At 41.0% G+C, this 23,157-nt stretch carries 20 protein-coding genes and 1 pseudogene; 4 read left to right on the top strand and 17 right to left on the bottom strand.

Translation table 11 applies throughout. The features are described 5' to 3' along the window. Positions 1-124: 124 nt before the first annotated feature. Entirely contained in the window at positions 125-1,543 is a 1,419-nt protein-coding gene (locus I6N95_RS01365; protein WP_209524542.1) for a glycoside hydrolase family 1 protein, read from the top strand. A gap of 148 nt (positions 1,544-1,691) precedes the next feature. Then, a complete protein-coding gene (locus I6N95_RS01360) occupies positions 1,692-3,341 on the top strand; it encodes a peptide ABC transporter substrate-binding protein (protein ID WP_209524541.1) in 1,650 nt (549 codons plus the stop codon). Positions 3,342-3,398: 57 nt separating this feature from the next. Here I6N95_RS01360 and I6N95_RS01355 read toward each other — a convergent pair whose 3' ends face one another. The 7 genes from I6N95_RS01355 to I6N95_RS01325 form a co-directional block, all read right to left on the bottom strand. Next, positions 3,399-4,400 (bottom strand): LPXTG cell wall anchor domain-containing protein, encoded by a 1,002-nt coding sequence (locus tag I6N95_RS01355; RefSeq protein WP_209524540.1) that lies wholly within the window; start codon positions 4,398-4,400, stop codon positions 3,399-3,401. Between the two features lie 259 nt (positions 4,401-4,659). Continuing rightward, entirely contained in the window at positions 4,660-4,932 is a 273-nt protein-coding gene (locus I6N95_RS01350; RefSeq protein ID WP_209524539.1) for a hypothetical protein, read from the bottom strand. 127 nt (positions 4,933-5,059) lie between these two features. Then, entirely contained in the window at positions 5,060-7,741 is a 2,682-nt protein-coding gene (locus tag I6N95_RS01345; protein WP_347340522.1) for a cation-translocating P-type ATPase, read from the bottom strand. Between the two features lie 316 nt (positions 7,742-8,057). Further along, the gene (locus I6N95_RS01340) at positions 8,058-8,669 is read right to left on the bottom strand and encodes a sugar O-acetyltransferase (protein WP_209524537.1); all 612 of its coding nucleotides are present in this window, start codon (positions 8,667-8,669) and stop codon (positions 8,058-8,060) included. Continuing rightward, positions 8,647-9,471: a Cof-type HAD-IIB family hydrolase gene (locus I6N95_RS01335; RefSeq protein WP_209524536.1), complete on the bottom strand. Its 825-nt coding sequence runs from the start codon at positions 9,469-9,471 to the stop codon at positions 8,647-8,649. The genes I6N95_RS01340 and I6N95_RS01335 overlap by 23 nt, the downstream gene beginning before the upstream one ends. After that, positions 9,464-10,111, bottom strand: coding sequence for a sugar O-acetyltransferase (locus I6N95_RS01330; protein WP_209524535.1), 648 nt, complete (start codon positions 10,109-10,111; stop codon positions 9,464-9,466). The genes I6N95_RS01335 and I6N95_RS01330 overlap by 8 nt, the downstream gene beginning before the upstream one ends. After that, positions 10,108-11,118 carry an ROK family transcriptional regulator gene (locus I6N95_RS01325; RefSeq protein ID WP_209524534.1) on the bottom strand — a complete coding sequence of 337 codons (1,011 nt, stop codon included), beginning with the start codon at positions 11,116-11,118 and terminating at the stop codon, positions 10,108-10,110. Before I6N95_RS01325 ends, I6N95_RS01330 begins: the two co-directional genes overlap by 4 nt. A gap of 190 nt (positions 11,119-11,308) precedes the next feature. Between I6N95_RS01325 and I6N95_RS01320 the strand changes: the two genes are divergently transcribed. Beyond that, positions 11,309-11,935 carry a hypothetical protein gene (locus I6N95_RS01320; protein WP_209524533.1) on the top strand — a complete coding sequence of 209 codons (627 nt, stop codon included), beginning with the start codon at positions 11,309-11,311 and terminating at the stop codon, positions 11,933-11,935. Positions 11,936-12,075: 140 nt separating this feature from the next. Here the strand turns inward: I6N95_RS01320 and I6N95_RS01315 are convergent, their stop codons facing one another. The 4 genes from I6N95_RS01315 to I6N95_RS01300 form a co-directional block, all read right to left on the bottom strand. After that, the gene (locus I6N95_RS01315; RefSeq protein ID WP_209524532.1) at positions 12,076-12,243 is read right to left on the bottom strand and encodes a hypothetical protein; all 168 of its coding nucleotides are present in this window, start codon (positions 12,241-12,243) and stop codon (positions 12,076-12,078) included. A 79-nt stretch (positions 12,244-12,322) separates the two neighbouring features. Continuing rightward, positions 12,323-12,889 carry a DUF3592 domain-containing protein gene (locus tag I6N95_RS01310; protein WP_209524531.1) on the bottom strand — a complete coding sequence of 189 codons (567 nt, stop codon included), beginning with the start codon at positions 12,887-12,889 and terminating at the stop codon, positions 12,323-12,325. 125 nt (positions 12,890-13,014) lie between these two features. Next, positions 13,015-13,995: a LacI family DNA-binding transcriptional regulator gene (locus tag I6N95_RS01305; RefSeq protein ID WP_209524530.1), complete on the bottom strand. Its 981-nt coding sequence runs from the start codon at positions 13,993-13,995 to the stop codon at positions 13,015-13,017. 12 nt (positions 13,996-14,007) lie between these two features. After that, positions 14,008-15,513 carry a sucrose-6-phosphate hydrolase gene (locus I6N95_RS01300; RefSeq protein ID WP_209524529.1) on the bottom strand — a complete coding sequence of 502 codons (1,506 nt, stop codon included), beginning with the start codon at positions 15,511-15,513 and terminating at the stop codon, positions 14,008-14,010. A 234-nt stretch (positions 15,514-15,747) separates the two neighbouring features. Between I6N95_RS01300 and I6N95_RS01295 the strand changes: the two are divergent. Then, positions 15,748-17,151: pseudogene (locus I6N95_RS01295) on the top strand (sucrose-specific PTS transporter subunit IIBC); the annotation flags it as partial. A 65-nt stretch (positions 17,152-17,216) separates the two neighbouring features. Here the strand turns inward: I6N95_RS01295 and I6N95_RS01290 are convergent. The 6 genes from I6N95_RS01290 to I6N95_RS01265 form a co-directional block, all read right to left on the bottom strand. Then, positions 17,217-17,822: an AAA family ATPase gene (locus I6N95_RS01290; RefSeq protein WP_209524527.1), complete on the bottom strand. Its 606-nt coding sequence runs from the start codon at positions 17,820-17,822 to the stop codon at positions 17,217-17,219. 1 nt (position 17,823) lies between these two features. Then, a complete protein-coding gene (locus I6N95_RS01285; protein WP_209524526.1) occupies positions 17,824-18,690 on the bottom strand; it encodes a class II fructose-bisphosphate aldolase in 867 nt (288 codons plus the stop codon). A gap of 146 nt (positions 18,691-18,836) precedes the next feature. Then, positions 18,837-19,238 carry a tetratricopeptide repeat protein gene (locus tag I6N95_RS01280; protein ID WP_209524525.1) on the bottom strand — a complete coding sequence of 134 codons (402 nt, stop codon included), beginning with the start codon at positions 19,236-19,238 and terminating at the stop codon, positions 18,837-18,839. Between the two features lie 15 nt (positions 19,239-19,253). Beyond that, positions 19,254-20,543, bottom strand: a complete 1,290-nt coding sequence (locus tag I6N95_RS01275) for a PTS sugar transporter subunit IIC (protein WP_209524524.1) — start codon at positions 20,541-20,543, stop codon at positions 19,254-19,256. A 21-nt stretch (positions 20,544-20,564) separates the two neighbouring features. Further along, complete coding sequence (locus tag I6N95_RS01270) at positions 20,565-20,870, bottom strand: PTS sugar transporter subunit IIB (RefSeq protein WP_209524523.1); 306 nt, start codon at positions 20,868-20,870, stop codon at positions 20,565-20,567. A 202-nt stretch (positions 20,871-21,072) separates the two neighbouring features. After that, a complete protein-coding gene (locus I6N95_RS01265) occupies positions 21,073-23,154 on the bottom strand; it encodes a BglG family transcription antiterminator (RefSeq protein ID WP_209524522.1) in 2,082 nt (693 codons plus the stop codon). Between the last annotated feature and the right edge of the window lie 3 nt (positions 23,155-23,157).

The following is a 23,157-nucleotide window of genomic DNA, read 5'->3' as shown; positions in this document are numbered from 1 at the left end:
CCACATTAAATTCAAAAGATATATATATTTAATAATAAATATTTCTTTTTATCTTTAGACATGCTATTATAGTTGAGACAACGAAACATTTTGTGACAGTTTAAGACAATGAGGAGGACATAGGATGAACAAACAATCGTTAACATTTCCAGAGGATTTTTGGTGGGGGTCGGCTTGGTCAGCCGAACAAGCTGAAGGAAGAGGAGAAACTGGCAAAGCCGAAACCGTTTGGGAACGCTGGTACAAAGAACAACCTTATCGCTTTTATCAAGGGATTAGTTCAGCCGTCACCACCGACCATCTTCACCGCTATCGTGAAGACGTCCAGCTGATGAAACAAACTGGGCACAATTCTTTTAGAGTCTCTATTTCTTGGGCAAGAATGTTTCCAGAAGATGGCATTGGCACAGTTAACCCTAAGGCCATCGCCTTCTACCGTGATTTATTTACCGAAATGAAGCAAAATGGCATTAAAGTTTTTGCCAATCTCTATCATTTCGATATGCCAGCGGCCTTGCAAGATCAAGGGGGTTGGGAATCCAGAGAAGTGGTCGCCGCCTATGTAAACTTTGCGGACACCTGTTTTAAAGAGTTTGGTGACTTAGTCTACCACTGGTTCACCTTTAATGAGCCCCTCGGCCCCATTCTTGGGTCCTATTTGGAAGACTTTCACTATCCTAATATCATCGACTTTAAACGAGGAGCCCAAGCTGCTTACTTTACCGTATTGGCACATGCTAAAGCCATTGAAGCCTTCAAAAAACATCAACTGACGAGTAAAATCGGGGTTATTTTGAATCTCAGTCCAACTTTTCCTCGTAGTCAACATCCAGCAGATGTCAAGGCAGCTGAAATCGCCGATTTATTCTATACTCGCAGCTTCTTGGATCCGATGGTTAAAGGAATTTTCCCTGTGGCATTAGTTGACTTGTTGCGGGAATACGATCAACTCCCAACAGACATCTGTGAGGCAGATTTAACTTGCATCGCCACCCATACTGCACAGATTTTAGGGCTAAACTATTACGAACCACGCCGGGTTAAAGCCCGCTTAACTGCGATTAATCCAGAGGGTCCTTTCCTACCTGACTGGTTCTTTGACCATCATATTATGCCTGGAAGACGGATGAATGAGTATCGCGGCTGGGAAATTTACGAAAAGGGGATTCTTGATCTCTGTTTAGATATCAAACATAACTACGGCAATATTGAAGCCTTTATTTCAGAAAACGGCATGGGAGTTGCCGATGAAGAACGCTTTATGGACGACAGCGGCCAAGTTAATGATACTTATCGCATTGATTACATCAAAGATCATCTCGCCTACTTATGGCAAGCGATTGAGCAGGGTTGCAACATTAAAGGATACCACCTGTGGACTTTTATCGATTGTTGGTCGTGGATCAATTCCTATAAAAACCGCTACGGGTTAGTTTCCCTCGATTTGGCCACCCAAAAGCGGACCATTAAGAAGAGCGGTGAGTTTTACAAAGAACTTAGTGATCAAAATGGCTTTGAATACGATACCGATTTATTAGTTTAATCAACGGTAGCCCAGCAAGTCTCCACTCTTGCTGGGCTATTTAGCATTCGCTATTTCCTAACATATGTATTCACTTATTCCCAATATATGCCAACCCCTTTTTTTAGTACAATAAGACCTACGTACTAATGAAAGAGGAGTGGAAAAAATGAAAAAAAGAATAGGGATTTACAGTGGACTTATCCTACTGGTGGTCTTCTTGGCTAGTTGTTCAACCAATTCTGCAACGACAAGTTCTACCAGTCAGGTTGACTCAACCAAACAGGAAATAACTTTAGCCAATGCTCAGGAACTTAACACGATCGATCCATCAAATGCGATTGATGCCAATAGTCGAATTGTCATCAACAATATTTATGAAGGGTTGTATCGGCTAGATGAGTCGAACCAACCAGTTCCTGCAGGGGCTGCTGAGCTACCAGAAATCAGCGCTGACGGTTTAACTTACACGATTAAATTAAATGACAAAGCCACTTGGTCTAATGGAGTTAAGGTAACGGCTGATGATTATCTTTATGCCTGGAATCGTGCCATCACCTCTGAAAGTGCAGCTGAGAATCTGCCTTATTTTACTAATATCAAAAATGCCAAAGAAATTATCGCAGGCGAAAAAGCAGCATCTGAATTAGGTGTCAGAAAAATAGCTGACTTAACCGTTGAAATCACGTTACATACGGCAAGTAGCTATTTTTCTTCCCTATTAGCTAATCCCCCTTTTTTCCCGCTAAATAAAGCCTATACGGAAAGTCAAGGCGAGGAGTTTTCAAGCGACAGCGACCATGCCATTTACAACGGACCTTTCACTTTAGGGGACTTCGCTGGCCCTGGAATCGGTGGCAGCTGGACTTATTATAAGAATGATCAGTATTGGGATCAAGAACAAGTTAAACTCGATAAAATAGACGTTCAAGTTATTAAAGAAACCAACTCCGGCATTGATTTATATAAAACCGGAAAAATAGATCAAGTCGCCATCTCTGGTGAATATGTCAAAAATGAAGTCTCAGATCAGGGCTTTGTTTCAGAAAATGCCCCAACTATTGCTTTTTTTGGCTACAATCACACAAGTAAAATTTATCAAAATGAAAAAATTCGTCAAGCCATTTCCTTGGTTATCGACCGAGAAGCTTTAGTGACCAATATCTTAGGTGACGGCTCTACTGTCGCGACAGGCATTGTGCCACCGAAATTACAAATCAATGCTGAAACGGGCAAAGATTTTACCGACGAAGCCGGCAACTTACTAAAAACCGAGGTGACTGAAGCCCAAAAGTTGTGGGCGGAAGCTAAAAAAGAACTCAATATTGAAGAGTTAACTATCCGCCTGATCTCCTTTGATTCTGACCGAATGAAAAGCCTCGCAACCTACATTCAAGGAACCGTTGAGGAAAACTTAGCTGGCGCAAAAGTCGAGGTGAACATCAGTCCCGTAGGCGTTTTTATCGAACAAGCCACCAAGCAAGATTTTGATATTTATATGCCAACTTGGGGGGCCGATTATGCCGACGCCTCTAGCCTTCTCAGCTTGTTCCAATCTGAATCAGCTAGCAATTGGGGGAAATATCACAACCCAGAGTACGACAAACAACTAGCAGAAGCTAATAGCACCAATGCCAATGATGCTGAAGCGCGCTGGGCTAACTTACAAGCGGCTCAAAAAATCATTTTAGAAGAAGCCGGCGTTACACCGATTTATTTCCAAAGCAGTGCCTTCCTTAGAAATCCTAAATTAAAAGGAATCGTTTATCATACAACGGGACCTAGTTTAGATTATAAGTCCGCTTACTTGGAAGATTAACTAAAAGTCGCTCTAGTCAGTTAGATTTTTTCTGACTAGGGCGACTTTTTGGTTTTATCACTTGTGCTTGCTGACTTTATTACGGCGAGCTACATAAATCACTACTACGACGACTACCACTAGACCTAAAATAGACACTGCCCACTTGGCTTTTTCTTCACCAGTCTGTGGTAGTTTTAAGAAACCACCTTGCTTATCCTCGTCTTTTGACGTATCCGCTGGCACCTCAGACTCACCAGCTTTTTGGGAATCAGACGTAGCTGAATTCGTCGGATCAGTCGTCATGCCATAAGCGTCAGCATTTAGGATATAAGCGATTCTACCAGCTACTAAAGTGCGTCCTTCTTCTTTGACTTGCCGTTCAAATCCGTCTAAATGAGTCAGTGTTGCAATCAACTCATCGTTACTCATTTCTTTGCCGGCAAAAAAACTGCTGGTGCTAGGATAAAGAGCTTTTAAATAAGCTTGCAACTTATCAACTTGAGGAATCATTTCTGCAAAGCTGTTAAAACTACCAGGATTATATGATAATTGCGCTAGTGCATTTTCAATGGAGACGGTCTTATCGACATAAAGGGTATTTAATAACCTCACATATGCCCCAAAATCCATTCCTATGACATCATAATTATATCGCTCAAACAAAGTCATTGTATCCTCTAATTGAGCATCGGTGTATTTATCTAAGGCTTCTTTACTAATACCATAATCTGCTTCTAATAAATATTTGCGAATATTGCTGGCTGAATACTCCTGATCTAACTGAATCTCATCTCCCGTTTTTTCTCCCAATTGATCTTTAATCAAAGCATCTACGTCGTCCTCTATCGTTTGAACCTCATCTTTTGAAATCGATGATTCAGGTACGCTCTCTGATTGACTAGCTGTGGTAGATGATTCTGTTGACTCTTGAACCGCTTCAGTACTACTTGTTTCAGTTGTTGCCACTGTTTTCTCTGCTGGTACAACGGATTCTTCAGCCCAGCCAGTTTGGCTCATTCCAAGCAAAAGCCCTAACATCATCATTACTTTAACTGATCTCACTAATCTTCGTTTCATTTCTAACACTCCTTTGTAATCTTTATGTAATAATCGTAACATAAGAGTTACAATAAAAATAGCAATATTTTAAATAAACTCCCTATTTAACAAATTCTTTACTTTTGAAAAGCGTTAACAAACGAAAAGAAAACAGGTTAACTAAAACAAACCTGCCTCTAACAATCCTTTATGTTAATAAATATCTATAATTTTAATCTTGCTCAATGTAGCTCAATCAAACGTGATGTTACCACTTCCAGCCACATCATGATCATGCTTAGTTCCTCACTTTTTCACACAGATTCCTTTCTAAAAAGTCTACCATAGCCAACCCCTGATTAAAAATTCGATAATCTGCTTGTTCATAGGTAAAGGTAATTTGACGACTTCCCCACAATTCAATCACAAATAAGTCCTGAATTCTGGCTAACTCCACTTCTATTTGGATGGCCTTCCGAAACCCTTGCAGACTTCTCAAAGACATCACACCGTCTGAAAAATGAATAAAAACATGTAAATATTTTTCTCCTATCATCATATACGTGTTCATCTCAACTCCCTCTTTTCATCTTTAGTAGCTTCATTATAAAAGATGAAACGAGTTTCAATGCAAGCTTTTTAGCGTTTTTTTTCAAAAAAACTCCCCTAGTTACCATATCCTAGGGGAGTTAGTCAGATTATAAAGAGTTGCGAGCCATTTCACCTTTTTTAAGGGCACGCTCTTGATACCACATTAAGGCAAGTTTAGTCATTTCCATTAAGGTAACAGCTATGATCCCTAAGCCAATACTCATGGCGATATGTGAGATAGAAAAATCTGCCGGAATCGCAAAGACTTCTCTTAAACCAGGAATCAAGGTTACGCTATATAAGCCACCACAAAGGGCAATGGCTAAAATAACCAGTCGATTTGAAAAGAAGCCGGCTTGCCATGCTGTTTCAGTATTGGAACGAGCAGGCAGCGTTTGTAAGGTTCGACTCCAAATCAAGGTCGAAAAGGCCATGGCCACTCCCACTTCACTGGAGTAGGACATGCCTATCCACTGGGCGATAATTACCACTAAGGAAATTAAAATCCCTCGATAAGTCACCGCAATCAGCGTCTTGCCTGAAAAGATGCCACTGCTCGGATTTCTCGGTGCACGTTGCATAATCGTCGGTTCAGCCTTTTCCATCCCCAAAGCAATGGCTGGTAAAGAATCATTGACCAAATTGATAAACAGCAACAGTAAGGCCGTAAATGGATTATCCCAGCCCATGATCAGAGCGAAAATAATGGCGATAATCGCCCCTAGATTTCCAGCAAACAAATAGGAAACAGCCTTCTTAATGTTGTCGAACACATTTCGACCAACTTCGACAGCACTGATGATCGAAGCAAAGTTGTCATCAGTTAAGACCATTGCGGCTGCATCTTTAGCCACATCTGTACCGCTGCCCATGGCAATGCCGATATCTGCTTGTTTAAGGGCGGGAGCGTCATTGACGCCATCACCTGTCATCGCAGCAATTTTACCCTTGGCTTGCCACGAACGCACAATTCTAATTTTATTTTCTGGCGAAACTCGTGCATAAACCGTTATTTTCTCCAGGGATGCTGCTAGCTCCTCATCGGTCAGCTCATCAAGTTCAACACCCGTTAAGGCCAGGTCGCCTTCAGCAAAAATGCCGATCTGTTTCGCAATTGCGACTGCCGTTGTCTTGTGATCACCGGTGATCATCACCGTTTTAATACCAGCCGATTGACCATCTTTAACCGCCTGAAACACTTCGTCTCGTGGTGGGTCAATCATTGCCAATAAACCAACAAAAACTAGTTCATCCTCATCTTGTAAATTGAGCTCTTCCGGATGAGCAATCGGCTTATAAGCAAAGGCCAATACTCTTAAGGCGTCTTTGGCAAATGCTTCATTCTTCTCTTGTAACACTTGGCGATCGTCCTCAGTCATTGGCACCACCTTGCCATTTAGCAAGATTGACTGACTTCTAGCAAGGACAATATCTGGTCCACCTTTAGTCATCATAAGTCGCTGACCGTCTACTTGATGAAGAGTTGACATTAACTTGCGATCAGAATCAAAGGGTAATTCACCTATTCTTGGCAAGCGCTGACGAAGTGCTTTATAAGATTTCTGTTGTTTCTCACTAAAATCAATTAAGGCAATCTCAGTAGGATCGCCAATTTTTGAACCATCCTCAGCAATCAGCGCGTCATTCGCTAAAGCACTGATTTCGATTAACCGCTGCTCATCGATTGACCAATTTTCAGGCTCTTCATCATAAGCCGTTGAACGAGCCGGCAAATAATAGTCAACCACCGTCATTTTGTTCTGGGTTAAGGTTCCTGTTTTATCCGTACAAATAACACTAGTTGAGCCTAAGGTTTCAACAGCCGGTAACTTGCGAATAATCGCCTGACGTTTCGCCATCTTTTTAGTGCCAATTGATAAGACGATGGTCACGATGGACTGTAAGGCCTCTGGAATAGCTGCCACGGCCACCGCCACGGCAAACATAAAGGCGTTGACAATATCTTCTGTCATGTTGCCAGACCCATCTCCTAAGAAAATGCGCGCCAGTTGTACTCCTAAAATAATTAACGATAAACCTAAGATCGCCAGACTTAACTTTTTGCTAAAGCCATCCAAGCCTTTTTGTAAAGGCGTTTTGTGGGCAACCGTACTCTCTAACATCTCGGCAACCTGACCGATTTCCGTTTGACTCCCCGTAGCGGTAACTAAAAACTTCCCTCGTCCATAGGTAGTAATCGTGCCACTAAAAACCATGTTCAAGCGATCCCCAACCGGGACTTTATTGATCAATTGGCTGACAGATTTTTCAGCCGGAACCGATTCACCCGTCAGCATGCCTTCGTCCACTTTCAACGAAACCTCTTCCAGTAAACGACCATCTGCCGGTACATAATCCCCTGCTTCTAGTATCACGATATCACCAGTCACTAATTCTTTGGCTGGGATTGTTTGCTCCTGACCTTGACGAATCACCTTCCCATTCGGGGCAGATAAATTCTTAAGGGCATCCAAGGACCCTTCAGCCTTTTTCGTTTGCACCACACTGACAACAGAGTTTAACAATAAGACAGCAAAGATGACTAGCGACTCCACGTGAGCCCCCATGATCATTTGAATCACGGCCACAACTAATAAAACAATCACCATGGCATCTTTAAAAGTCTCTAAAAACAACTTAATACTCGACTTTTTGGGTGCTTCTTTTAATTGATTAAAACCGTCTTGGGCTAACTTTTCTTTAACTTGTTCTGGTGATAGCCCTTCTGGTTGACTTGACATTTCTACTAATAACGCTTCGATTGATTGTTGATAGACTTCTTTTTTCACGCGTATTCCCCTTTTATTTTGCTCGTTTTTTTTCAATAAACAATCGACAATTTTACATGTTTCACCTCCAAATAAAATAAAAAAAATGAGACCTAAAACAAGAAAGTTTCTTGTTTTAGGTCTCACCATTTAATACGGTGCCAGAAAATCATCTTCATGATTAACTTACTGTTGACATCGTCGCAACGTAACTGTTGCTGGTTACTCCCCTAAAAGGGATGGATTAAGTTCTTTATTAGAATATCAAATTTTATTCTGTCTTGCAACAAGTTTGCTTATTTATCATGAAATTTTCAATTCTCTTTTACAGTCCGTCCTAGTTAAATAAGCGATCTGCCTCGGTAATTTCACGAATCACGCGGCAAGGATTCCCTGCGGCTACACTATTAGCGGGGATATTTTTAGTCACCACACTTCCTGCACCAATCACGACATTATCGCCAATCGTCACTCCCGGACAAACCGTCACTGAAGCGCCTAACCACACATTATCCCCAATGATGACCGGTTTGGCAATACATGGCTTAAACCAATTTCCCTTTTCATCTTGGATACCATTGCGCTCACTGGCAACTAAAGGATGATTAGGCGTGACGATCGTCGTATTAGGACCAACCATCACATTATCGCCAATCACAACCTCGCCATCATCTTGAATCGTCAAATTATAGTTAGCAAAAAAATTCTTACCAATTTGTGTATGAGTGCCGTAATGGAAAAAAATGGGGCCTTGCATAAACCCCGTCTGCCAGCTACCTAACAGTTCTTCCAAAATCACCGCTCGCCGGGGATCATCTTCTACCAAGTGGCTATATTCAGCACTTAAATCATGGGAGCGTTTCTTAATGGCCACTAATTCGGCATTCCCCGGATTATAAACTTGACCACTTAGGGCTTTCTGTTCTTCAATTGAAGGTTGATTGATCATTGTGTTCCTCCCCCAACAGTTCTTCTAAAATAACTAATACCCCTTCATCCTGATTGCTAGGCGCTTGATGTTTCGCCGCTTTTTTAGCTTCAGGGCTACCATTTGCCATGGCGTAACTATAGCCTGCATGACGCAGCATTTCCAAGTCATTGCCGCCATCACCAAAACTAGCGACTTGTTTCTCATGAATTCCCCACTTCTCCTGTAAGATGGTCAGACCATTGGCTTTATGCAACCCCGGAATAATCAGATCGATGTCGCCATGACCACTGGTTACCGCTACAATTTTTCCGGAAAATTTTTGATTGAGAAGTGCCATCATTTCCTCAGTCGCCTCGACGGGAACGTTTAGCGCAAACTTAAAGAAAGTGTCATCTGTCAAAGTTAACAGACTCGGCACTACTTTTAGTCGGTGATAATAAATCCGGCCATGTTCCACAAATTCCGTTTTTTCTTGTTCGCTAACATAGGCACTATGACGACCACATAAGATTGTTTGAACATCTGAGAGTGTCTCTAAAAATGCTAAAACCTCCTGAACTAAGGAGAGAGCCATCTCGCCACAAAACAATTCACGTCCCTCGCTGATAACTAAAGCGCCATTTTCAGCTACAAACGAGATATCCTCAGCAATTTCCGGGAAAAATGACTTTAATTGGTAATACTGATTGCCACTGGCTACCACAAATTTGACCTCTTTTTGCAACATTTTTTGATAAATTGCGGCAAAACGAGCTCGGTTGTAGTCATTAGTTCCTTTCAAAAATGTTCCATCCATGTCTACTGCTACCATTTTAATCATCCATCTGCTCCATTCCATGTTTATTCGTTGTTATCTCCGCCCAGTATGTTCTTTGCCGTTGTTCCCACAAACGGGTATCAGCTGCCGTCACTTGGCGAATAATTCGACAGGGGTTGCCTGCTGCAATAACATTGTCAGGGATATCTTTGGTCACGACTGAACCAGAGCCAATAATCGTATTATTGCCGATCGAAACACCGGGATTAATCGTGGCATTGCCACCAATCCAGACATTATCTCCAATGGTGATTGCCAAACCAAACTCCAAGCCAGAACTCCTAACCGTCGGATCTACAGGATGTCCCGCAGTAAACAGATTGACTTTAGGCCCGAACATCACATGGTGCCCGATCGTGACATCAGCCACATCTAAAATCACACAATCAAAATTGGCAAAAAAATGCTCGCCAATACTGATATTAGTTCCATAATCACAACGAAAAGGCGGCTCAATATAAAAGTTTTCACCGGTTTTTTTGAAAAGTTCTTTCAGTAATTCACGGCGTTCAGCCAGTTGATCTTCCGTTGTTTGATTAAACAAACGGGTTAGGCGCCGCGACCGTTTCACATCTTGCAGAAGATCAGGGTCACTGGCTAAGTACAGTTCCTGAGCCAACATTTTTTCTTTTTCTGTTCTCACTTTTCCACCTCCTTGAGTAACTCTAAGCCTTGAGCAATTAATCCTCGTAGATAATCTCGATTAAAGTCTGTTGATAATTGATAGTCAGGTAAATCGAGTGGGGGCAACGAAACTGCCAAATGACTCATCATTCGCTGAACAGCTTCTAGAGTGACCATGTCATTGTTTGTATAAATCACAATTTCAGCAGGGTCATACAGACAGATCATTGATTGAATAACATCTGAAATATTTGACTCCACATCAATCGTCCTAACTGGCACCTGATTCCATTGATGAAAAGCTGGAAAAGGCAGATATTTAACCTCACCTGCAAAACCATTACGGCCTTTAACTAACTTGCCGTTGCATACTATGCCTGCTCCTGGTGGAAACTCACTAGGATAATAGAGTCCAATCAAGGTCTCATCAACCGCGTCTTTCTCTGTGGCACAACCAAAAACGGCAGCATTAATATCATTTTCAATCGTGATCGGCAACCCAAACTCTTGCCCTAGCTCCGCTCGCAAATTGATGTTAATCAGAGGTGGATAATCCACTAGCGACGACACACCATTTTTCTCAACCCCGGGAATCCCCATAGCGATAGCCCCAATTTGTGGGTATTGACTGACTAACTGACGAATGATGTCCTTAATCCCAATCCACGAAAGAGAACTCCCTAGTTGTTTTTCATGAGACTCAATTGTCCCGTATAAGTCACAGACATAAAAATTAATATAAAACTGTTGCTTTTCTTCGATCAATTGAATGGTTAACAGTAATTGATGCCTGGCGTTAAATGTGTACGCAATCGCGCGACGACCACCTGTGACAATCGCTTGAGCCGCTTCTTGAATAATTTCTTTTTCCACTAATTCTGGGATTAATTTATTGATGGTTACCACACTTAATCCTGTAACCTCAGCAATTTCTCGCTGAGACATCATCCCTTGCTCTTTAATGACCGTCGTTAAAAAAGCTAAATTATCGCGCCTGACCGTTTGTGGTTTGCTCGCTTTCATCATGTTTCACCTTCTTAAATAAACTTTATTAACTTAATTAATAATTATAAAGGATTGCCTAATGAAAGGCAATCCTAAAAAAAGAAATCCTCTTCTTTTTATCTCATTAAGTTATTACAAAAGATAAGATCTATGATAAAATCAAACTGTACCTGTGATGCTTATCTAAAAAAAGGATCTTGGAGGCTTTCATTTGAAAAAAAAATATCTGATTATCACTGGCATTGGTGGCATCTTATTGCTTAACATGTTGGCGATACTCTACATGAAAAACACGTTTTACACTGAGCGTGCTCAGCTTACTTCAACATCAACAACGACAGAAAAGTCAACCAGAGCCTCTTCGACCAAGGAGCGCCCATCAAAAGCCACTAAAACGACTAGTTCCAGCGCCAATTCTCAAAAAAATATCAACCAGGTGAATCAAACCATTACTTCTGAAAAAGGAGAATCTGTCGCTGCCTCTGCTAGCAATCAAGCAGAAATCACCGCCACTCCAGCGTCTAACCAACCTCTACCGGAAAATAATGTGACGGTTCAAGACTCTTCTCAAGGCAATAGCGCTACCGATAGAGCAGAAGAAGCAAAAGCGCGTCAACGAGAAGCCGATCTCCTCACGATAGAAACTGGCAAACAAACCGTCCGAGATTACTTTGCCAATAAGCTTAAGGAAAATGGTGAACCATATGATCCAGAAAGAGTCGAATTTAGAATTAACAGTGAGTTTTACTTTGTTAATATCAATAATCCTGAGGCTGGAACCGCTGCTGAACAAGTGGCCAAAGCGATTCAGCGGGCAATTAATAATTTAGAACAATAATCATAGAACCTAAAATAAAGACCTTGCCCTTTTATCAAGGACAAGGTCTTTGCTTGCTTTTGTTGCTACTAACTAGTTGCGTCGATAAGCCTTACTCCTGCTTATCGACGCAACCTTTTTGAAGTGACAGACTGCTACTATTATTTCTCGTTCAATTTGATCTTAATAACCTCAGCTGTTCGCTCGGTGTACAGCTGCTTAGAACAAGCCGGGCAGTAATAGGCCACCCTTTTAGGTTTAGGCAAAGGCTCTCCATAAACTTTTTTTAACATGCTAAAGCACTGTTTACACTGAAACTCATCTTTCATTACTGATTCTCCTTCTTTTCAACATCTCTCATCATGACCTATTATAGCAAATAACGTCACCTTTACTACCTAAAATTGATTACAATTCATAGACCTTGCCGACACTACCGTCAATATCGACAAAATAACGTTTCATATTCTCTCGATCATAATAAATCGTCACCTGATCATCGGTCAGATAAGGACCGGGATCTCGCCTTAACAACCCACTTTTAAACAGATAATGCTGCCCATTTGTCGTTGTGTAAGAGCAAAGCAATCGCATTAAGTGGCGCCGATTAACCGTCACAGCAGACGGGCTGTATTCCACAACCTCAGCCACAATTTTAACACCCTCATCTTTTAAGCGCCTAAATAGGCGCTTTTTATGCTGAAATCGCCACAAAATAATCGTGCCAATCGTCAGCGTTATGAGCCCAACACCGCCAAAGGCTAATAGGAACACTAAACGAAATAGCTTAACTCCTGACTCCGTATAAGGTTGACGAACGCCATTCACATAACTATTAAAGTTTTCAGGCCCTATCCTGACGACTTGCATAATTAATCCGACACAAATAAACACTAAACCAAAGGCCATCAAAAAAAAACTTACCCACCTAAAACTCTGCAAAAAACTCTTTTGTTGATACTCACGAGGTTCCATTTCTTACTCCTTCTATTCTATTATCTATCCCGATTATATCAAAAGAGGGATAAATAATCAGTAGGTCTCACTAAATTGCTACCAAAATAAGCTGAAAAATATCTTTTCAGCTTAATACAAGTAAGTTATGTGCTATCGCCCTTGACATACTTAATTGGCAAGGTGTAGTTCTCTTCCAAAAGCTCTTCTTTCGTTTCAATTCGCTGAATAAGCAAATTTACTAGCAACATAGCACAATCAGCAATCGGTTGGCGGATGGTGGAAAGTTGTGGAAAGTAGTCTTGAATAAAACGAGTGCCATCATAGCCGATCACTTTTAACTGCTCTGGCACTGCTAAGCCTATTTTTTTAGCTTCATTCATGACCAAGACAGCCGTCAAATCATCGGTGCAAAAGATACCATCTGCCTCTTCATTTTTTAGTAGCTTCTGAATCGTTAAAGCTTTTAAGTTTTTAGACATGTCTGGTAAACAATCAAATACCAGAGCTTCCAATTCATAGTGTTGTATCGCCTCCAAATAACCTTGCAAACGGCTATTGGTTGGTGAATCAGACTGATTAGTACCTGTTAGAATCGCGATTTTCCGAGCACCGCTTTGGTACAGCATCTCTGTTGCCAGCTTACCACCAGCATAATTATCACTACTGACAATCGGAATCGAATCAGATAAGAAACGGTCAAAGGCCACAATAGGTAAACCAACTTTTTCGTATTCGGCAATCCCCAAATTGTGAGCGCCAGCGATAATCCCATCGACCTTATTCGCCGTTAACATTCGCAAATAATCTCGTTCCTTCTCCTTATTGTCCGCACTGCTACAAAGAATCACTTTATACCCTTTTTCAAATAAATAATTTTCCATTGTTTCAATCAGTTCCCCATAAAATGGATTCGCAACCGAGGGGAAAATCAAACCAATTAACTTGGTTCCCTTGCCTTGCAAGGAACGGGCTAAACTGTTCGGTTGATAATTTAACTCTTCCATCGCTTGATTTACTTTATCAATGGTCTTTTGGCTAAGATAACCATAATTATTAATCACCCGCGAAACGGTGGTTGGCGAAACCCCTGCCAATTTTGCAACATCTGTTAGTTTAATTGTCATCTCTCGTCCTTCCTATTCTTCAGGCAAGGCGACCAAATCCCATAGTTTGCCGTCATACTTCAAGGTTTCCTCACTTAGGATCAACAATTTTTTCTGATCTTCTTTAGGGAAAAAACGAAGGGTACAAACTTTTAAGCCTTTATTGATAAAAATTTCGCAAATCGATTGGTCCACAAATATATTTAAGCTCAAGTCTGCATTTTCTGGCACAGCGGTTTGGCGCACTGAGCCATATTCTTCAGCAAATGGCTCTCCAGCACAACTTCGATCTATTTCTATTTTACCAGAAAACGTATCAAAAGATATCTCTAAATACGCATCTTCAGCAGGATTAGCCAACAACCTTAAAGCCCCTCGCTGATGCCGTGCCACGTTCACTTCTAACTCAAAAGATTGAGAGACTCCCTCACTCATTAATACCGTTTCATTCGTTAAACTGCCATTAAAGTGTCGCTCATGCTTTCGAAGCGCCATTGTTTCTACTACTGGATATTGATAGAGCCGCCCTTCTTTAAGGCGCAACTCTTTAACCAAACTAAGACAATGAGCCCAACCATCAACGAAACTAGGATAGGTGAGCTCAGGAAGCCCAACCCAACTAACTGCTAGCGCTCGACCATCTGGCGCTGTTATAGCTTGAGTCGCATAAACATCGAAACCATCGTCTAAATTTTGTAAGGCTGTTGGCTGTTCAAGACTAAGGTTTTTCATATTTAACGCCGTTCCAATCACATAAGTGTTTGGATAGATATTATCGTAAGTTAAAATATTTTGAGCCAATCCTTGAGGGCAAAACAACATCACCGGTTGACCATCCACCTCAACTAAATTCGGACACTCTACCATAAACCCCATTTGCTGTTCAGTGAAATGAAGCTGTCCTCGATATTGCCAGTCCAGTAAATCTTTTGATTCATAAACAACAACTTGCCCCTGCTGCGCCACATCTTGAGAACCGATTAACATCACATACTCACCTTGATAAACGAAAACTTGAGGATCTCTAAATTCAGTCGTGTAACCTGCTGGTGGTTGACTAATCAAAGCTTGAGGGATTTTCCGCAATAGCTTTTGTTTCGTCAACCAAGCTCCCGCTTGAATCGATTGTCGTTGCCAATTTTCATCACGAACATTGCCTGTATACATAATAAATAGCTCATCCCCCACCGGCAAAGCCGAACCTGAATAGACGCCATGACTATCTAGTAAACTGTCAGGCAAAAGACTCACGTCATCTTTTTGCCAATGGACCAAATCTCTAGACGTCATATGCGCCCAAGATTTCACACCGTGAACCGGACCAAAGGGATAGGTCTGATAAAACAAATGCCATTCTCCATTAAAAAAAGAAAAACCATTTGGATCGTTTAATAAGCCCGTCGTCGGCTGGATGTGGTAGTTTAAGCGCCAAGGAGCTTTTGAAACCTGTTGCTCCAGTGCTGCGACATACGTGGTCGGCCAGTCGCCATAGTTTTGATAACGTAATTTCGTTGTCCACTGCTTGATTGGATACTCCATATTTCCATCCTCTCCTCGTCATATTAACGAGTCTTCTCTTTACTTTATCATACCTCCCTTCGCCAAAACTGTCAAACGTTAAACATAAATAATCACCATACAATTCTTCTGGAAAAGCCTTTTAACAATTATAAAAAATATTTTATGATAAACGTTTGACATATCGATTTTTATAAGGTATTTTAGATACATAAAACGATTTCAAAAAAATCATCATTTAGGAGGAAGTAAGATATGAACCACAAACAAGTCGCTCAAGATATTCTAACTGCTTTGGGCGAAACAAACATTCAAGCTGCCGCTCACTGTGCCACACGCTTGAGATTAGTCTTAAAAGATAGTAGCATCGTTGATATGGCAGCTCTCGAAGAACATCCAGATATCAAAGGAATCTTTGAAGCCAATGGTCAGTTTCAGTTGATCATTGGTCCTGGCGATGTCAACAAGGTTTACAGTGAATTAACCGCCTTAACAGGTATTAAAGAAGCTTCGACTGAAGACCTTAAAGCGGTGGCAAGCAATTCACAACACACAAATCCCTTTATGTCCTTTATCAAGCTATTATCTGATATCTTTGTTCCCATTGTCCCAGCTTTAGTCGCTGGCGGTTTGCTGATGGCATTAAATAACGTTTTGACTGCTGAAAATTTATTTGGCGCCCAATCATTGGTTCAAACTTTTCCCCAAATCAATGATATTGCCTCCATTATCAATTTGATGGCTTCGGCTCCCTTTGCCTTTTTGCCTATCTTAATCGGTTTTTCGGCAACTAAACGCTTTGGAGGAAATCCCTATTTAGGGGCAGCGATGGCCATGGTCATGGTCTCACCCGATTTAATCAATGGCTATGGTGTAGCCAATGCCATCGCTGATGGTTCGATGCCTTATTGGAATATTTTAGGCCTAAATGTAGCTCAAGGTGGTTATCAAGGATCTGTTCTGCCAGTTCTAGTCGTTTCCTTTATTTTAGCTAACTTAGAAAAGTTCTTTCATAAAAAAATTGCCAAAGCCTTCGACTATACCTTTACTCCGATGTTAGCCATTATTTTAACTGGTTTTCTTACTTTTATCGTCGTTGGCCCAATCATGCGGATTATCAGTGATGGGTTAACTAGCGGTCTAGTCTGGCTGTACAATACAACCGGTTTTATCGGCACAGGTATTTTTGGGTTCTTTTACTCTCCCATTGTCATTACCGGCTTACATCAAAGCTTTCCAGCCATTGAAACCACTTTGTTGGCAGATGTCGCCAAAACAGGCGGTTCCTTTATCTTTCCAGTAGCTTCCATGGCGAATATTGCTCAAGGAGCTGCTTGCTTAGCAATATTCTTTATGACAAAAAATGAAAAACAAAAGAGTTTGGCTTCTTCTGCTAGCATCTCTGCTTTACTAGGTATTACAGAACCGGCTATTTTTGGTGTTAATTTAAAACTGAAATTCCCATTCATTTGTGGCATGATCGCCGCTGCTATCGGCTCTGCTTTGATCGGTCTTTTCCACGTCTTAGCAGTTGCCATGGGACCTGCCAGTGTGATCGGTTTTATTTCAATCGCCTCCCACTCCATGGTCAAATTTATGATATGCGGATTGGTAACATTTGTTATCAGCTTTACTTTAACCTTTATCTATGGTAAAAAGACGACAGTTGTCGTCTAAGTCCCAACATTAATGCCAAGAAAGCAGCCAGGGCTACTTTCTTGGCTCTATATTTCTTCGAGGATAGCCTTCATCAACTGATCATAATTGACTTGAGCAAAATCACTGACATCAACTTGGAAAAGCTTGCCTAACCTAAATTGATTGTACCCTCTCTCAGCAATAATCTTAGCAAAAGCTTCTTTAGAAATGTGATTATCGGCCTGACTGCGATCTAGCAAGACATCGCCTGCCTGATAATGGGTCATTAGATGACTCAAGTGACGATCACTTTCAAGATCACGCACTTGCCTCCTTTGCCATAAGATATCAAATTTTGCCACTAAACGGATGGTGATAATCTGATAGCCATAACAGTCCGACAGTTCTGCCAGCTTGCTGCGTTGCTTATCGCTAAAAGGGTATTCTGAGACGATCACTTTCTTTCCAGCAGACAGATACTGTCTCAGAATGCCATAATAAAACTGCCAAACCTCCTGCTCCAAATCAGCTTTTTCTTGTAGATTTTGAAATCCCACTTTGTCAGCAAACATCTCTTTGACTTCATCAGGCGTAATCAAAAAGAAATCGGGTATCACCTGCCTCATTTTAGCAATCAGATAGGATTTTCCAGTAGCTGGCGGACCTGCCAATAAAATAAGTGTGCGTTTCATCCTATTCACCCAAATTAGTGGGACTCTCTAAATTCATAAAGAGTTTAATCTTGTGGCTCACAATCTCTTTCACTTTTTGATTAGCTGGCATGACATTATGGCGCAAGGATTTATTAATCGTGGTTTCACCAAAGGAATCTTTAGCGGTCTGCGTCCAATTCACCAGTAATTCAGTTCCGACGTTAAACTTGCGAATGCCATGGTTAATCAGCTCAGGATAATCTTCTTCTTTCACCCCTGTCCCGCCATGAATCACTAAAGGCACATCAACAACGGCATCAATTTCTTTTAACAGAGGAATATTAACCTCTGTTTTACTTTTAAACTGACCGTGGTTAGTCCCTATGGCAATCGCCAAGGCATCAACACCTGTTGCTTTCACAAAATGAACCGCATCCGCTGGTTTGGTGTATACTTTGTCATCTTCTTCAACATGTATGCCTTCCTCAGTCCCACCAATGGTCCCTAACTCACCTTCTACACTAACACCATGCTCATGAGCATAAGCCACAACTGCTTGAGTTTTCATGATATTTTCTTTAAAGGGTAAATGAGAGCCATCATACATTACCGATGTATAGCCAATGTCAATGGCTTCTTTGATATCGTCAAACTCCCTGGCATGATCTAAGTGCAAGACAGCATCAACCATCTCTGTTTCTGCCATTTCTCTAACGACTGCTACTAGGAGACTCATACCAATGTATTTTGCTGTATCAACACTGGTTTGAATAATAATCGGTGCCCCCATTTCTTTTGCGCCTCGAATCATTTCCGGTAACATCTCCAAATTATGGGCATTAAACGCCCCTACTGTAAAATTTAATCTTTCTGCCTGATGTGTCACTTCTTTTAAGGTTGTATACATAATAAACTCCTTCTTCTTAGTCCTTATTTTCTGTTAAATAATCTCAATCAACGGTTAAACTTTCAGCTGAAAGTAGCACTCTTTGCTCATCCTGTTGATAATCCAGTGAAACAAGCTTTCCCAATTATCTGACAAGAGGTCTATCGTTAATTGCTAATGGTGTTATTTCTGGCGATTTGCCTTAAGTCATCCATTTTCCCCATCCACTTGTCAATCTCATCGCCGTCACCTTTATAAGCCGCCTCTGACCGTTTCTGATTATAAAGTGACATCAACGTTTTATACCCTTCGCCAAGAGATACTTGATAGGAAAAACTTTGTTCCAATGTCACAATCGCTGCTTCTGCCTCACTGACAGCTTGAAGAACTCCTAACTCTTCATAAGCCTTTGCCAGTAAGTCTGCTTGCTGCCCACTTTCCAATTGCTGACATTCCTGCTTCTTAGCAGCAATTAGCTGTTGTTGCTGCTTTTTTTCGGCTTCACTTAATTCTTTTTTAGCAGGCTCTGGCCTTTCTTTTCTGGTTTTCTTCTTAAGAAAATCAAACATCGAGCTACCTCCTTTTTAAATTGCTTTTAGAATCGGGCTTAAAATCCAGGCGTATAACAAGGCTGCCATGACCGTATCCACATCAGTGGCTGTCGCATTGATAAAGCCCATGCTGTTAAAGATAGTCACGAGCAATGCGGGTAATAGGGTAATAAAGAAGCCGTGCGCAATGCCACCGATAATCGCTCCTCGCCGTCCCCCCACTTGATTTCCAAAAATTCCCGCCGTTCCCCCTGCAAAGAAATTGGTCAACATACCTGGTAAAATCATTGCCAGACCGAATGTGGGTAAAACAAACATGGCAATCACAGAACCAATTGTCGTGGTAATAAAACCTAAAATAACTGCATTAGGGCTATAAGGGAAAAAGACCGGACAATCCAAAGCAGGTATCGCATTTGGCACAATCTTCATGGCAATCCCTCTAAAGGCTGGTACAATTTCACCCAGCAACAGTCGGACCCCTGACAACAAGACATAAACACCTACAACAAATTGAATGGACTGAATAAAAGCAAACATCAAATAGTTTTGTGAACCTGATAGAGTTGTGCCAAACTCAGCTCCAGCAAACGCCGCCGTAATGACAAACAGCGGAACCATCACTACCATTAGCGATAAATAGGTGTCTTGTAAAAATTCAAAGGCTTTGGGTAGTTTAATATCTTCAATCGATTTTTTATTGTCACCCTTTTCGCCAAAAATATAGGCAACTCCTGCTTCAAACAGATAACCAATCGTACAGAAATGACCTAAGGCAATGTCATTTGAGCCTGTTACCTTCCTAATAATCGGTTGGGCAATCGCCGGCATAGCCACGGCGAACACACCACCAACAAACCCGCCAACCACAACTAAAAGCACCCCTCTTAGACCTGCAAAATAGCCAAAAATAGTGGTCATCGTTGCCATCCATAAAATGGCTTGCCCTGTTAGGAAGATATATTTCCACTTAGTAAAACGGGCGATCAAAATATTAAAAACGAAAATCGCCAGAAACGTCAAAGCAATATCACTTCCTAAGCCAAGCTCATTCATGGCTTGACCATTAATAGCTTCAATGGAAGGGATAATTCCCTGCATGGCGAACCCTTCCGTAAATATTTGGCCAAAGTAGGTTAAACTACCAACAATAATCCCCGACCCAGCACTTAGCACTTGAAAGCCTAATAACGTTTTGAATGTTCCTGAGATAATTTGACCAAAGGATTTTTTCTGCAAAGCCAATCCCAGCAACGCAATCAAACTGATGGTTATGGAAGCTTCCGTTAAGATATTATCAATAATAAAGTTTACAATTCCCATTTTCATGCTCCTTTATCTATTTTATAGAATCCCTTTCTCTTTAAAAATCGGCACAATCTTTTCCTCAATCTCCACTTTTGATACAATATTTTTTAAATACATAATGGTTGTTTTGTTTTCATCGATGGTATACTTTTCAAACTGTGAACGGAAATTTTCCGCCGTAATAATCAAATCAGCTTTCATTGAAACGGCTGATGAAATATCCGTGTGATCCAGCTTAGCCTCGACACCTAATTTTGTTAAGACGTCTTCTGTTGACATCTGCGCAGCAAAACTACTGCCCAAACCTGCCCCACAGACAAATAAAATCGTCATTTTTCCCATTTTCTTTTCCTCGTCTCTGTTTTTTTTACTATATACATCATGTGAAATAATCAGACAGATGGTTTCATTAACTCATCTGCAGGATCAAAAAGAGTGATGCTTTCAGCATTTTCCGGCTGAAAGTTTAACAACAAAAAGGTGATTATTTAGTAGATACTATATACCTAACACTCCTCAACTCCAATTGAGTGCTACTGTTTGATTACGTCCTTTGGTGTAAAATAGCCTGAAACTCACTTTTACTGGTGGCCTCTGTCAATCGCTGAATTTTCTCTTCATCATGAATCAGTGCTACTAAATTCTTCATGATATTTAAATGTGAATAGCTATCGACAGCTGCTAGACAGAAAATAATTTTAACGGGATCATTTTCTTCATGTCCAAAAACAAGGGGCTGTTCCAAGGTCAGCACACTAATACCTAGTTTGTTGACACCGTCTTCTGGTCTGGCATGAGCCAACGCCAAATGTTTGCCTATGACAATATAAGGACCAAATTCCTTTAAGGAGTCGATCATGGCCCTGATATACCGAGGTTCAATCACTTGGGCTGTCACTAAAGGCTGGGCCACCTCCTCAATGGCTTCCTCCCAATTAGCAGATGGAACCTTTAAACGGATTCCTGATTCATTTAGTACGTCTTCTAGCATCGGCTGTATCTCCTCTTGATTAATTTTAAGTTGATGATTCCTGAAGGCCTGCTCAACTTTTTGATAGATATCACGGGTGACTGTCCCACCACTTTGCTCAATAATCCCCAATAAAGAAAACAATAGACTCGTACTATTCCTAGGCTCATTGACAACTCTGCGCAAATGCTGATGGGACCTTAAGTAGTGCTTAACACGGATTTTATCCTGTTCTCGCAATATCGGATTCAGTAACAAAGTTGGCAAACTCTGTTGCTCCAGACGAACTGTTGAAAACACCAGATCCACATCTAATCGTTTCAGGACGGATAATTCCCTTGAACTTAAGACTGCAATCACTTCGATATTAAAAAGTTCTTTTAAGTTTTCTGCTAACAGATGTGCGGTTGCTGTGCCATGATTGCAAACCACTGCGGTTCTAAACAGGTAATCCAATTCCTGATTTATCCGACTTTCTGAGGTGGAAAAATAAATAGTCAAAAAAGCAATCTCATCCAACGTTAGGGGTTGTTTAGCCACCTCTTCAATAGCAGGTGAAAATCTGACGATGGAGTCGTAAATTTCCGGATAGTGGCTGGCAATGTTTTCTCTTAGAGGATTCACCACTTGAAAATTAGTCTTCATGCGATGCAATAAGCCTGTTAAATGTTTATACAACCCTTCATACAGCAGCTCTTCCCGCCTGCTAAAAGGAATTTTCGTCTCCCTTTCAACATGCTGTATCAGCTGAATCGTTAAGAGCTGGGCTTGAACCCATTCAATTGAATTCGTCATATCTTTTTTATTAAAACTCTCAAGAATAAAGGCTATATATTGCCGCTCATTCAAAGAACAATCGAGCTTAAAGTCCATAATTACACCATCAACAAAGTGCCACATCTCCGATTTAGTCACCGCCGTATCATCTGGCAATGTATTGGCAACGGTATTCCCTAACTTAAAACGGCTAAGCCAGATTGCGGTAAATAATAACAGGTGTTTGCGATAAACATTCTCTTCCCGAGCAGAAATAGTTTGATCATAAATCCCATCCAACTGATAGAAAGTGTCTCTGGAAATATAGCTAAAAAGAATTTTATCCAAAATACGCTCATCAACTTCATCTAGCTGATAATCAGCAATGCCAATAAAAGTCACCATCATATCATACAGCATGGTTCGAATCGTTCGCTCACTTCCACTTAAGACAATTCCCTGCTTGGGTATACTAATAACATCAACGCCGTAAGGTTTTAACAGCTGACGCAAACGCCGCATATCGTCATCCAAGGTACTTTTAGATACCTGATACTCTCTTTCCTTCTCATATAAATACAGCGCTTTCTGACCAACCCCACTTGCCAATAGCAAATCAAAGAGTCGTTCTTCCGGTGTAAAGTAAAGAGACTCTGACAGATCTTCAATAACCGTTAAGAGAGCTGCCTGTTTGTCCTGATCAATCGCTAGCTTCAATCCTTCTCCTCGTTTATTTTTGATTGGGCTAATGTGTTGCTGAGCCAAAAAATGGTTAATCTCATTAACCTCATTTCGTAGGGTTCGAGCACTCACTTGAAACTGTTTGGAAAGTATGTCGAATGTAATCGTTTCCTGATTACTAATAAAGTATTTAATAATCTGAATGGTCCGCTCTTTCATTTC

It is taken from the genome of Vagococcus allomyrinae, assembly GCF_017829975.1.
Classification (GTDB): domain Bacteria; phylum Bacillota; class Bacilli; order Lactobacillales; family Vagococcaceae; genus Vagococcus_D; species Vagococcus_D allomyrinae.
The sequence above is the reverse complement of the archived record's forward strand: the minus strand, read 5'-3'. Positions and strand labels throughout refer to the sequence as shown.